Source organism: Actinomadura sp. 3N508 (assembly GCF_044326375.1).
Taxonomy (GTDB): Bacteria; Actinomycetota; Actinomycetes; order Streptosporangiales; family Streptosporangiaceae; genus Spirillospora.
Window position 1 is genome coordinate 249,925 of record NZ_JBIRAX010000009.1, and the last position, 12,516, is coordinate 262,440.

Genomic DNA, 12,516 nt, shown 5'->3' on the forward strand with positions numbered 1-12,516 from the left:
TGTCCGGGTGGGGTGGGCTCCTAGCGTCGTCGGCATGCCGACAGCAGGATTAACGCGGGGTTGTGCCGTGCTCGGGGCGGTCGCGGTGCTGGCGGGCGTCGCGGTCGTGGTGTGGGGTCCGCGCATGCCGGGATGCCGGGCCGGGTGCGGTGATCGTCCCGCCGTCCGGCGGACGGGGCGTCCGATGAACGCGGCCATGCGGGTCCGGGGCGCGAGCATCAACATCGGCCCGTGCGCGTACTGGCCGACGCGCCCCGCCGAGCCGCCGACCAGGATCAAGGCGGACCTGCCCGCGCTGATGGTCGCCGCGACCGGCGACACCCGGACGACGTACCGGAGCAACCAGATCCTGCACGGCCTGCTGCGAGGCTCCAGGATGATCACGCTGGACGCCTACGTCCACGCCCCCTACCAGCGCGGATACCCCAACGCATGCATCAACGACCGCGTCGAGGACTACCTGCTCACCGGCCGTCTCCCCACCGGCGACCTCACCTGCGCCCCGGAGAGGTGATCGGGGTGTCATGCAGAAAAGCGCGTGTGACCGGGTGTCATCGGGTGGACGGGGGCTCGATGGCGGTGTTCTGGCCGGCGACGATCTTCCAGCCGTCCGTGCGCTTGGCGATCACATAGAGCGTCGCCCCGTGGGCGCCCTCGACGGGGTTGCCCGACTCGTCGGTAGGCGTCTGCGCCACGGTCACCGCGATCACCTCGGGCGCGATTTCCAGCAGTTTGACGACGTCATAGCGCGCGTAGGAATCGCGCAGGAAGCCCTTCAACGCCGGAGCGCCGGACTCGGCTATCGACTCGCGGCCGTCCAAGCGTGTGCCCATGGCGTTCGTCCAGGAGGTCTGCCGGGCGAATTGCTCGCTCAGCGCGATGGGATCCTTGACGTTGAATGCCTTCTCCAGCGCCTTCACCACGCCGGTCACCGCCGCCTGCGTCTCCGCCGAGATTTCTCCCACCACCAGGATGTCGCCGTCCGTCATGACCGTGCCCCTCTCTCGTAGTCCGGGGGCGACGGTGAACACCGCCGCCATCTGCCACTCAACATCCTCAACCTTGATTGAGGTCAAGCCGGGGAGCGGACGGCTCCTGGAGCAAGGCCGTTGCGGTCAGCGCCTTTTCTGAGGTGGCGTGTGGCTCGCCGCCAATTGTTCGAGAGGGAGCGTTGTCAGTAGCCGAAGCTAGGTTGGCGGCGTCCTTCTTGTTGGTGTTTACGGGTGGGGGAGTGTGCTGTGGTGGACGTTCCTGATTCGGTTCTGGCGGAAATGGTCGGGCCGGTCTCCGCGATGATGCCGCTGGTCGTCGCACGTATTCCTGGGTCGCCGGCCGCCGAGCTCGGGCGGCTGCGGGCGGCCGCGGACGGCACGTGGCCGGTTCATGGTCCGGCCGTCCGGCACGGAGGCGTCGCCCGGTTCCGTTCCGGAGCCGGGACGGGTGATTCGCCGGTGCGGGACGCGCTCGGTTCGCTGCCGCCGATGCTGGTCGAACGGCTGCTCGGCGCGCTGGAGCTGACCGTGCCGGAGCTGGAGGTGTCCGGCGTCCCAGACCTGACCGGTTTCCTGGGCGAACCGTTAACCGGCGGCTTCGCCGTGACGAGCGGGGACGGGACGAGCGAGGCGGTCACCGGGGCGGCCGTGCTGGACACGGTCCGGCCGGGTGCGGTGCCGCTGGTCGCCGCGGTTGCCCGCCGGCTGGCCGCCCATCCGGATGTGGCTCCCCTGCTGGAGGTGGCGCCTGATATCACCGGCGAGCGGGAGGTGGCCGCGGCGCACGGTGCGGCGCGGCTGGCCTTGGCCGTGTCCACAGCCACAGCCGTCCTGTCCCGGGTGGACCTCCAGCCTTGGGCGATCGAACCGCCGGCGGTGCTCGGCGTCGCGTTCGGCACCGCGGCGCTGCTCTTGAGCGAGGCGCCGATGCCCAGTGGCTATGCCGCCGCCGTCCTCGCCAAGGTCCGGGCGGAGTACCTGCTGCCGCTGGGGGCCAGCGGGTCGGCGCCGGTGGCGGGGCACCGGTTCGCGCTGCTGGAGCACGATGAGGTCCCGGACGCCGACTTCGGTGGCAACGGGCTGGTCGCGGTGGTTCCGGGTGGTGCGGTGATCCGCACCGGAGTCGAGGACGGACGCGTCCACATCGTGGTGACGGTCCTGGAGGCGCCGCCGCCGGAGGTCGAGACCGGCTGGGAGGAGATCGTCGAGGTCAGCTGGCGGGCGGACGCCGGCGGCGCCTCGGTGGTCGGTCCCCGGGCGGTCGAGCCCCGGGTGGGCGAGTCGCAGCTGCGCGGGCTCACCCCGCCCTGGCCGGGGGACTACCGGCTGCGGGTCCATGCCCGTGGGCGGGACGACGCCGACGGAAACGAGCACTACGAGCTCGTGGTGTGGCAGGCGCCGCCCGCGGACGAGATCGTGCACGCCCGTACCGACCGGCTCGGCCACCGGCTGCGCGGGGAGCCGGAGCCGGTGCGTCCCGAACCGCCCGAGGCCGCCTACCGGTGGCTGCGCCGCAGCGGGCTGTCGGAGGCGGCGACGGTCACGGTGGTCACCGGGGCGGACGCCGCGGACGTGCTGCGCGCCTTCGGTGCGGACCCGGCCCGGCCGGAGTCGCTCCGGGCCATCGAGGACGACCTGTTCAACCGGGGGTCGATCGATCCATGGGTCGCGGTGCTGGACGTCGGAGGGGCCGTGCTCGCCGTGGAGTTCAACGGCTGGCAGGGGTCCACCGGACCTGTGCTGACCAGGGCGTCCGCCGCTGGACGGGCCGCGAGCGTATTCTGGAACGTCGACGCGATGACCCAGTTGTCGTTCGCGGAACACGGCGACCTGCTTCTCTCGGTGGAACCGTTCGACCGCCTGGACGCGCCACCGCGGCTCGCCTCGATGCTGGCCGATCTCGACTTCGCCGATCACCGCCGCGGGAAGAAGATGATGGGTCTGGTCGCGGTGCAGCGGTTCACCGGCCACGGCGTCACCGCCGACGACCTGCACCGCATCGTGGGCGCCGACATCGCGTTCCGGATCGTCCCGCACCTGCCCCAGCTGAACCCGCACCACCCCGCCGGTCTGAGGCCCGGTGACCCGCTCGGCTCCGCCGCCGAAGCCCTGGCCGGGCTCCCCGAGTCATCGCTGCGGGACCTGGCCTGGTGGGCCGCCACGGAAGCCGCCCGCCACGCGGGTCTCGGGGCGGATCCCGACATCGCCGCCAGCGTCGCCGCCCGCGCGCTGAGCCCGGACGCGCACCTGCGCGCCCGCCGGTCCCAGCTCCACGACGGCGAACACCCGTGGGTCTGGTCCGCCCTGCACCACGCGACCAACCCGGACCCGCTCGCCGCCGCCACCGATGCGATCGACGCCGCCCGGCACGCCGCCGGTCCGCACGCGGCGGACCTGGTCGCCGCCGTCCAGGCCAAGATCACCGGAACCGGTACACCCTGACCGCCGGGGCTCACCATTCGGCGAAGGTGCCGTCGTCGTGGCGCCATATCGGGTTGCGCCAGGTGTGGCCCGTCCGGGCGGCGCGGCGTACGGCGGCCTCGTCGATCTGGACGCCCAGGCCCGGCGCGGACGGCGGCGCGGCGTGGCCGGCGGTGAACTCGAAGACCGCCGGGTCGAGGACGTAGTCGAGCAGGTCGGCGCCGGTGTTGTAGTGGATGCCGATCGAGTGCTCCTGGATCAGGAAGTTCGGCGTCGCGAACGCGACCTGGAGGCTGGCCGCCAGGGCGAGCGGGCCCAGCGGGCAGTGCGGTGCCACGTGGGCTCCCCACACTTCGGCTAGCGCGGCGATCCGGCGGGTCTCGGAGATGCCGCCGGCGTGCGAGACGTCCGGCTGGACGACCGCGACGCCCGCTTCGAGCACGGGCCGGAAGTCCCAGCGCGAGTACAGCCGCTCGCCGGTGGCGATGGGCACGCCGCTGGCGGTGACGACGTCGCGGAGGAGATGCGGGCTGTCGGGCAGGACCGGCTCCTCGGCGAACAGGGGGTGCAGTTCGTCCAGGAGGGGGAGCAGGCGGCGGGAGTCGGCCGGGGTGAGGCGGCCGTGGAAGTCGATCGCGACGTCGCGGTCCGGGCCGAGCGCCTCGCGGGCGGCGGCGACGCGGTCGACCACGGCGGTCATGGCGGCGCGGCCGGCGAGCGGCGGCATCCGTCCGGAGGCGTTCATCTTGACGGCGGTGAACCCCTGCCCGACGCGGGCGGCGATGCCGTCCACCAGCGCGGCGGGCTCGTCGCCGCCGACCCAGGCGTACATGCGGGCGCGATCGCGCACCGGGCCGCCCAGCAGCGCGTGCACCGGGACGTCGCGGGCCTTGCCCGCGATGTCCCACAGCGCCTGGTCCAAGCCCGCGAGCGCGCTGGACAGCACCGGACCGCCCCGGTAGAAGCCGCCCTTGGCGAGGACCTGCCAGTGGTCCTCGATGCGCAGCGGGTCGCGTCCGATCAGGTACTCGGCCAGCACGCCGACGGCGGCGCGGACCACCTCGGCGCGGCCCTCCACCACCGGTTCGCCCCAGCCGGCCAGGCCGTCGTCGGTCTCGATCCGGCAGAACAGCCAGCGCGGCGGGACGGGGAACGTCTCCACCCTGGCGATCTTCATGCGGAGTCCTTCTTGGCGGTCCAGCCGCCGTCCACGAGCAGGCTCGCGCCGGTGATGTAGGAGCTTTCGGACGAGGCGAGGAAGGCCACCGCCGCCGCCACCTCGTCGGGCCGCCCCAGGCGCCCGGCCGCGGTGGCCGCGACGCTGCGGCGCCGTCCCTCGTCGCCGACGCCGTCCCAGACGGGGGTCAGGATCGGTCCGGGGAGGACGGTGTTGACGCGCACCCGCGGCCCGTACTCCACCGCCAGCTGGCGGCCCAGCGAGCACAGGCCGCCTTTGGCCGCGGCGTAGGCGGGGCGTCCCGGCAGCCCTGCGACGGCGTGCACCGACGATGTCAGGACGACCGCGCCCGCGTCTTCTGCGAGGAGCCCGACGCAGGCTTTGACGCCCAGGTAGGCGGCCTTGAGGTTGACGGCGAGCTGCCGGTCCCAGTCGTCTTCGGCGAGTTCGTGCGCCGGGGCGTGGATGCTGTAGCCCGCGTTGGAGCACAGCACGTCCAGGCGGCCGAACTCGTCGCGGGCCAGGTTCGCCAGCCGTGTCCAGGTGTCGGCCTGGGAGACGTCGCCGGGCACCGGGTGTACCGATGGGCGATCGGCGGTGGCGGCGTGCAGGGCGTCGGCGGCCACGTCTACGGCGATCACGGTCGCGCCCTCGGCCTCGAACCGGTCGACGATCGCGGCGCCGATGCCCGACGCGGCGCCCGTCACCACGGCGCGTTTCCCGTCGAGCCGTTTCATGCCGGATACCTGACGACGAGGACGCCGCGGGCATCGAGCCGGTACGGCGGGACGACGTCCGTGCCGTCGCGCGGATCCACGCCGCCGGGAGGGAGCGGTACGGTCACCGGCTTGTCGTTGTGGTTGAGGACGATCGCGAAGCGGGTGCCGTCCGCGGCGTGGCGGACGACGGACTCGGCCCCCTCGGGGAGGTCTGGGAGATCTGGTGCGGCGCCCGCCTCCCGGCATATCCGGGCGAGTATCGAGGCCATGGCGGCAGGGTCGGGGCGGGTGGCCAGGTAGTAGGCGATGCCGGTGCCGTGCCGGTTTCGGGCGGCGGCGGGCCGTCCCGCCAGGACGCCGGAGGCGAACGTGGCCAGCGGGGACGCCGCGTCCAGCCGGACCTCCTCCGACCACAGCGAACCGTGCGCCACGCCGCCGAAGCCGCTGCCCAGCCAGCCGGGCTCGGCCTCCTCGATCTCGACGTGCTCGTCCTTCGCCAGCGGCCAGAACTCCGCGACCCGCAGGCCGAGGACGTCGGCGAGCGGCCCGGGGGCGCCGCCCGGGTGGACGCGGTCGCGGTCGTCGGCCACACCGGAGAAGAACGACACCAGCAGGTGGCCACCGCCCCGCACGTAACCCGCCAGGTTCGCCGCGTCCCGCTCGGTGATCATGTACAGGTTGGGGACGACGACCAGCCGGTACCCCGACACCTCCGCCGAGGGGTGGACGACGTCGCACGCCACCCCGGCGGCGAACAGCGGCGCGTAGTGCGCGAGGTTCGCCTCCTGCTGCCGCAGCAGCGCCGACGGATGGCTGTCCTGCTCCAGCCCCCACCAGCTCGGCCAGTCCAGCACCAGCGCGACCGGCGCGCGCACCCGGGTACCGGCGAGGTCAGGGACCGCGGCCAGCTCCCGCCCGAGCTCGCGGACCTCCGCGAACGTGCGCGTCCCGGTGCCCGCGTGCGGGACCATCGCCGAGTGGTACTTCTCCGCGCCGCCGGCGGACGCCCGCCACTGAAAGAACATCACCGCGTCGGCGCCGCGCCCCACCGCCTGCCATGACCACAGCCGCATCTGGCCCGGCGCCTTCGGCCGGTTGACGCGCCGCCAGTTCACCGCCGCCGGCGCCTGTTCGAGCAGCAGCCACGGCGCGCCGCCCTTCAGCGACCGCAGCAGGTCGAAGGCGAACGCGGCGGCGACGTGCGCGCCGGGGTCGGCGGGGTCGGGGTAGGAGTCGTAGGAGACGACGTCCTCGTGCCGCGCCCAGGCGTGCAGGTCGAGGGTGTCGCGCAGCGGGACGAAGTTCGTCGTCACCGGGACGTCCGGCGTGACGCGCCGCAGCACCTCCTTCTCGGCCAGGAAGCACTCCAGGAGCGCGTCGGAGGAGAACCGGCGGAAGTCGATCCGCTGGGCGGGGTTGGGGAAGGTCGGGGCCTGCCGGGGCGGGGTGATCTCGTCCCACGCGGCATACCGCTGCGACCAGAACGTCGTCGACCACGCCTCGTTCAGGGCGTCGATCGTCCCGTAGCGGCGCCGCAGCCAGCCGCGGAACGCCACCGCGTCGACCTCCCCGTACGACGCGGACACGTGGCACCCGTACTCGTTGCCGACATGCCATGCGGCGAGCGCGGGATGGCGCGCGTACCGGGTCGCCAGCCGCTCGACGAGGCGGGTCGCGTGGTCGCGGTAGACCTCGCTGGACGGGGTGAAGTGCTGCCGCGCCCCAGGCCACAGGACGCTCCCGTCCGGCCGGACCGGCAGCGTCTCCGGATGCAGCCGCGCCAGCCACGGGGGAGGGGAGGCGGTCATGGTGGCCAGGCACACCGCGATGCCGCCGTCCGCCAGCAGGTCCATGACCCGGTCGAGCCAGCCCCAGTCGAAGGTCTCCGGGTCCGGCTGCACCCGCGCCCAGGAGAAGATCCCGAGCGACACCAGGTTCACGCCCGCCTCGGCCATGAGCCGGACGTCCTCGGCCCAGACCTCCTCGGGCCACTGCTCGGGGTTGTAGTCGCCGCCGTAACCGATGCCGCCGAGCCGCGCCCGCAGAGCCGCCGCCCGCTCCTCGCCCCGATCGCCCCGATCGCCCCGATCGTTCAAGCCTTGACGCTCCCTTCCGTGAGGCCGGTCCGCCAGAACCGCTGGAGGACGACGATCGCGATGGCCAGCGGCACCACCGACACCAGCGCGCCGCCGATCGCGAGCTGGTACAGGATCGGCTGCCGGTCGACGATCGACTGCCACGACAGCAGGCCGAGCGGGATCGGATACAGGTCCGGGTCGGACAGCATCACCAGCGGCAGGAAGAAGTTGTTCCAGATGCCGATGAGCTGAAACAGGAAGACCGTGACCAGCGCGGGCGACATGACGCGCAGCACGATCGTGAAGAAGATGCGCAGCTCGCCGGCGCCGTCCACGCGCGCGGCCTCCAGCAGCTCGTCGGGCACCGCCGCCTCGGCGTAGATCCGGCACAGGTACACCCCGAACGGGCTGACCACGCTGGGCAGCAGCACCGACCAGTACGTGTTCGCTAGCCCGAGCCGGCTGAACATGAGGTACAGCGGCAGCGCGAGCACCGTGGTGGGCACCAGCACGCCGCCGAGCACGACCTTGAACGCCGCCTCCCGTCCCCGGAAGTCGAACTTCGCCATCGCGTGCCCGGCACCGGCCGCGAGCAGCGTCGCGACGAGCGCGCCGACGCCCGAGTACAGCACCGTGTTGCCGAGCCACCGCAGGTAGATGCCGTCGTCGTAGGTCAGCAGGTCCGTCAGGTTCCGCCAGGGGCGCGGGCCGGCGAACCAGAGCGGCGAGCTGCCGAGCAGCCGGTCGGTGCTCTTGGTGGACGCCACGACCAGCCAGTAGATCGGCACCAGGAAGTACCCGGCCGCGACCGCGAGGACCGCCACGACGAGCACGCGCGCCCCGGTCGTCCTGTTCATCGGGCACCGCCTCCGGGACGCCCGGCGCGGCCGGCAAGGCGCAGGAAGCCGAACGAGAGGGCGAAAGCGGCGAGCGCCAGCAGCACCGCCTCGGCCGCCGCGAGGCCGTAGTCGTTGTAGGTGAACGCCTGGTTGTAGGCGGACACGTTGGGCGTGTAGTCGTTCGTGACGGCGGGCGCCGCCCGTTTCAGCACCAGCGGCTCGGCGAACAGCTGCACCGTCCCGATGATCGTGAAGACCGTGGCCAGCACCACCGCCGGACGGATCAGCGGCAGTTTCAGATACCAGGTGAGCTGCCACGCGCTCGCCCCGTCCACGCGGGCCGCGTCGTACAGCTCGCGCGGCGCCGCCTGCAGCTGCGCGACGATGATCAGCATGTTGTAGCCGGCGAACTCCCAGAGCACGATGTTGGCGATCGCCCACAGCACCGAGTCGCCGGCGAGCGGCTCGACGGTGACGCCGGCCTTCTGCAGCACCTCCAGGATCGGGCTCAGCTCCGGCAGGTACAGGTAGCTCCACAGGATCGACGCGATCACGCCCGGGATCCCGTAGGGGAGGAAGTAGACCGTCCGGAAGAACCGCGGCCACACCGCCGCCGCCGAGTCGAGCAGCAGCGCCAGCACGACCGCCGCGAAGATCATCAACGGCACCGTGACGACGCCGAAGAGCAGGATGCGCAGCAGGCTCTCGGTGAATCCCGTCTGCGTCAGCGCGTCGGAGTAGTTGCTCAGCCCGGCGAACGTCGTCTCGCTCTCGCCGAGGCCGAGCGGGCCGGAGCGGCGCACGCCGGTGAAGCTCTGCCACACCGCGTATCCGATCGGCACGACGAAGAACGCGAGGAACACCACCGCGAACGGCCCGAAGAACAGCAGCGGGGCGTGCCGCCGTCCCGGTGCGCCGCGAACTGTGCGACGGGTCATGGGGGCGCCTCCTCGATCGCTACTCGGTCATCGGCGTCGTCATCGGCGTTGCTCGGTCATCGGCGTTGCTCGGTCATCTGCGTTCTTCGGTCATCTGCGTTGCTCGTCGACGGTGAGGCCCTTGCGGCGCATGTCGCGCACCGTGCTCCGCTGCGCCGCCCGGACGGCCTCGACGAAGCTGCCCCGCCCGCCCGCGGCATCGGTGAAGCCGATGTTGAGCGAGTCGAGCATCGCCGCGGTGGTCGGGGTCCACCGCCATCCGGTGTCGACGTGCCGGTCGGCCTCGGCGAACACGTCGTTGTAGCGCTGGCCGCCGAAGAACGGGTCGGCGCGGTCCAGCGCGGAGCCGCGCGCGATGCCCGCGGCGGCGGGCCAGCCGTACCCGCCCTCGATGAGGTGGTCGACGCTGCGCCGGTCGGTGTTCAGCCACAGGGCGAAGCGGAGCGCCTCGCGCGGATGCCGCGTGCCGCGCAGCACCGCGGTCGAGGACCCGCCCCAGTTCGCGGACGCCGGCCGGGCGGGCTCCCACTGCGGCATCGGCGCCACCCGCCACTTCCCGGCGGTGTTCGGCGCGTTGCCCTTGAGCAGCGCGTCACCCCACTGCGGGCCCGCCCACGCGACGATCTTCCCGTCGCGGACGGCCTTGTACCACTCGGTGTGGACGTCGGGCATCGTGAAGATCAGCCCGTCCCGGCGCAGCCTGTCCCAATACGCCGCGACCCGGCGGGTCGGGCCGTCGTCGATGCCCACCGACCACCGCCCGTCGGCGCCGAACCAGCGCGCCCCGGCCTGCCAGGCCAGCGCGACGAACCACTGCGAGTTGGCCGGAGGGAACGTTCCGATGCGGGCGGACGGGTCGGCATCGCGGATCCGCCGCGCGGCCCGCTCGTAGGCGTCCCAGGTGGCGGGCGGTTCGATGCCCCATTTCCGGAACAGGTCGGCGCGATAGTAGAGCGCCATCGGCCCGGACGCCTGCGGGATCGCGTACACGCCGTCGCCGAACACGCCCTGCCGCCATTGCCACGGCACGAACTCGCCCGCATGCTGCCGGGCACCGTACTGCCCCAGCTCGACCAGCCCTTGTTCGAGCAGGAACGCGGGGATCTCCCAGTATTCGACCTGCGCCACGTCAGGCGCCGCGCCCGCTTTGACGGCGGAGAACATCTTCGCGTAGCCGCCGTCCACTCCCGACGTGATGCTCTCCAACTCGACCTGGACGTCCGGGTTCTGGGAATTCCACAGGTCGATCGATTTCTCGATGCCAGGGACCCACGTCCAGAAGGTGAGCGTCACCCGGCCCGATCCATCGCCGCCACCGGCGCCGCCACCGCAGCCGGTCAGCGCGGCCAGAACGGCCAGAACGGTCACCATGCTGATCACGGAACGGAGCCCGAGTGCTCGCCTCACTTGATCACTTCCCTGCGGACGCGGACGGTGCGGCAGTGATCAAACTTTCCCGCTCTATGGTTCCCGGTTGACGCGCGGTTGAAAACGCGTCCCCCGGCCGGCCGTCATTCCGGGGCGAGTGGCAGGGACATCACGAAACGGGCGCCTTTCCGGCTGTCCTGGATCGTGAGCGATCCGCCGTACATCTCGGCGATCTCGCGGGCGATGGGCAGGCCGAGGCCGGTCCCCTGGGGATCCCGTTCGCGGGATTCCGCGAGCCGCGCGAACCGCTCGAAGACCCGTTCCCGCGCGTCCTCCGCGATGCCCGCGCCGTCATCGAGCACCTCCAGCCTCGCCAGGCCGCGCTCGCGCGTCACGGCCACCTCGACGCGGCTTTCCGCGTGCCGTTCGGCGTTGCTCAGCAGGTTGTTCAGGACGCGCGCGAGCCGCACCGGGGCGGCCCGCACGAACACCCCGGGTTCCAGCCGGGTCGTGATCGTCGTCCCGGAGCTGCGGCGCTCGACCTCCCGCCGCACCAGCCGGGCGAGATCGATCCGCTCCACCGGCAGCGGCGCGCGCGAATCCAGCCGGGACAGCTCCAGCAGGTCCTCGACGATGTCGGTGAGCCGCCCGACGTCGACCAGGGCCGCCTGGACCATCGGCCGCAGCTCGTGGTCCTCGGGCTCGCCCAGCGCGACCTCCAGCCGCATCTGCAGTCCGGAGATCGGGTTGCGCAGATCGTGCGAGGCGTCGGAGATGAACCTGCGTTCCCGGCCGGACGACTCCTCCAGCCGCGCGAGCGTGTCGTTGACGGTCTCGGCGAGCCGCACCAGGATCCCGCCCCCGCGCGGGACGGGCACCCGCCTGCCCAGGTCGCCCGCCCCGATCTCCGACATCTCCGCCCGGATGCGCTCCACCGGGTCCAGCGCCAGCCCGACGGTCCGCCAGGTCCACCCGGCGATCAGCGCCAGCACGGCCAGCAGGAACAGCAGCATGAGCGGCACCAGCACCGGCAGGCTCATGAACAGCGGCAGCGGTGAGGCCGCGATGACCATCACGTCGCCCTGGTACACCGAGTCCGAAAGCCGGACGCCGTAGGCCCAGACGCACCGGTACTGGTAGCGCGGACATTCCTTGCGGTTGACCAGCACTCTCCCGCCGGGTACCACCAGCCCCGGACGCCTCCGCATCTCGGGGCTCGCCGCGAGGACCCGCCCGTCCAGCGCCAGCACCTGGATCAGTTCCGCCTCGTCCTCGCCGACGGGAAGCGGGTTGTCGCGCGCTCCTTGCTTGAGCTCAAGGATTCTGTGCTCGACGGTCCGTTCGGTCTCGTTCTCGCTCTGGTTCCGGAACCAGTCCCGCATCACCCAGCCCGCGAGGGGAAGGGCGGCCAGCAAGATCACCGCCGAGACGGCGACGGTCAGCAGCGTCGCGCGGCCCCGCACCGAGGACCGCATATGCGGACGGCGCCACAGGCTCCTGGCCCACCCGTCCTCCCCGTCCATGCTCCCCGCCTCGACGTGTCCGACCAGTCACACAGTGTAGTGATCGCGTGGCCGGGGGCACCCTCCGGCATTGGCCTCGGCCGGGGTCTGGGCTATCCGAGGTTCAGGTCGCCCTTGATGTCGCGCGCCTGGATGACCCGCTGCGCCTGCCCGTTGAAGATGTTGACGACCCCGTCGCCGGACACGGACGCCATCGTCTGCGCCTGGTTCCAGAGGTTCTCCGCGGCGGCGCGGAAGTCGGGGTCCTCGTCGAAGAGGCGCAGGACGGCACCCTGGAGGACCTCGGGCTCCTCGTCTGCGCGGGCGAGCGCCGCCTCGTCGGACGGGCGGCCGCGGAACCGCTCGCGGACGCGGCGGGAGATCTCGGCGACGGCCGCGCGCACCGGTTCGCCCGCCACTTCCGCGGCCTTGCCCGCCATGGCGGTGACGATCGCCACGGTCATCTCATCTGTCATTCGTTC

Annotated in this window: 11 protein-coding genes; 2 read left to right on the forward strand and 9 right to left on the reverse strand. The window is 72.4% G+C overall.

Annotation, left to right across the window (positions count from 1 at the left end; all coding sequences use genetic code 11):
* Positions 1-67 precede the first annotated feature (67 nt).
* Positions 68-514, forward strand: a complete 447-nt coding sequence (locus ACH34S_RS29565) for an alpha/beta hydrolase (RefSeq protein ID WP_395956097.1) — start codon at positions 68-70, stop codon at positions 512-514.
* A gap of 37 nt (positions 515-551) precedes the next feature.
* On the opposite strand, the gene ACH34S_RS29570 is transcribed toward ACH34S_RS29565, so the two are convergent.
* Positions 552-1,076, reverse strand: a complete 525-nt coding sequence (locus tag ACH34S_RS29570; protein ID WP_395956098.1) for an SgcJ/EcaC family oxidoreductase — start codon at positions 1,074-1,076, stop codon at positions 552-554.
* A 165-nt stretch (positions 1,077-1,241) separates the two neighbouring features.
* On the opposite strand from ACH34S_RS29570, the gene ACH34S_RS29575 reads away from it, so the two are divergent.
* Positions 1,242-3,434 carry a DUF6461 domain-containing protein gene (locus tag ACH34S_RS29575; protein WP_395956099.1) on the forward strand — a complete coding sequence of 731 codons (2,193 nt, stop codon included), beginning with the start codon at positions 1,242-1,244 and terminating at the stop codon, positions 3,432-3,434.
* Between the two features lie 10 nt (positions 3,435-3,444).
* Here ACH34S_RS29575 and dgoD read toward each other — a convergent pair whose 3' ends face one another.
* The 8 genes from dgoD to ACH34S_RS29615 form a co-directional block, all read right to left on the reverse strand.
* The gene (dgoD, locus tag ACH34S_RS29580; RefSeq protein ID WP_395956100.1) at positions 3,445-4,590 is read right to left on the reverse strand and encodes a galactonate dehydratase; all 1,146 of its coding nucleotides are present in this window, start codon (positions 4,588-4,590) and stop codon (positions 3,445-3,447) included.
* The gene (locus tag ACH34S_RS29585; RefSeq protein WP_395956101.1) at positions 4,587-5,327 is read right to left on the reverse strand and encodes an SDR family NAD(P)-dependent oxidoreductase; all 741 of its coding nucleotides are present in this window, start codon (positions 5,325-5,327) and stop codon (positions 4,587-4,589) included. The genes dgoD and ACH34S_RS29585 overlap by 4 nt, the downstream gene beginning before the upstream one ends.
* Complete coding sequence (locus ACH34S_RS29590; protein ID WP_395956102.1) at positions 5,324-7,405, reverse strand: beta-galactosidase; 2,082 nt, start codon at positions 7,403-7,405, stop codon at positions 5,324-5,326. The genes ACH34S_RS29585 and ACH34S_RS29590 overlap by 4 nt, the downstream gene beginning before the upstream one ends.
* Positions 7,402-8,244, reverse strand: coding sequence for a carbohydrate ABC transporter permease (locus ACH34S_RS29595; RefSeq protein ID WP_395956103.1), 843 nt, complete (start codon positions 8,242-8,244; stop codon positions 7,402-7,404). The genes ACH34S_RS29590 and ACH34S_RS29595 overlap by 4 nt, the downstream gene beginning before the upstream one ends.
* Complete coding sequence (locus ACH34S_RS29600) at positions 8,241-9,164, reverse strand: carbohydrate ABC transporter permease (protein ID WP_395956104.1); 924 nt, start codon at positions 9,162-9,164, stop codon at positions 8,241-8,243. The genes ACH34S_RS29595 and ACH34S_RS29600 overlap by 4 nt, the downstream gene beginning before the upstream one ends.
* A gap of 90 nt (positions 9,165-9,254) precedes the next feature.
* Entirely contained in the window at positions 9,255-10,535 is a 1,281-nt protein-coding gene (locus tag ACH34S_RS29605) for an ABC transporter substrate-binding protein (protein WP_395956105.1), read from the reverse strand.
* Positions 10,536-10,675: 140 nt separating this feature from the next.
* Positions 10,676-12,055: a sensor histidine kinase gene (locus ACH34S_RS29610; RefSeq protein ID WP_395956106.1), complete on the reverse strand. Its 1,380-nt coding sequence runs from the start codon at positions 12,053-12,055 to the stop codon at positions 10,676-10,678.
* A 92-nt stretch (positions 12,056-12,147) separates the two neighbouring features.
* The gene (locus tag ACH34S_RS29615) at positions 12,148-12,510 is read right to left on the reverse strand and encodes a hypothetical protein (RefSeq protein ID WP_395956107.1); all 363 of its coding nucleotides are present in this window, start codon (positions 12,508-12,510) and stop codon (positions 12,148-12,150) included.
* Between the last annotated feature and the right edge of the window lie 6 nt (positions 12,511-12,516).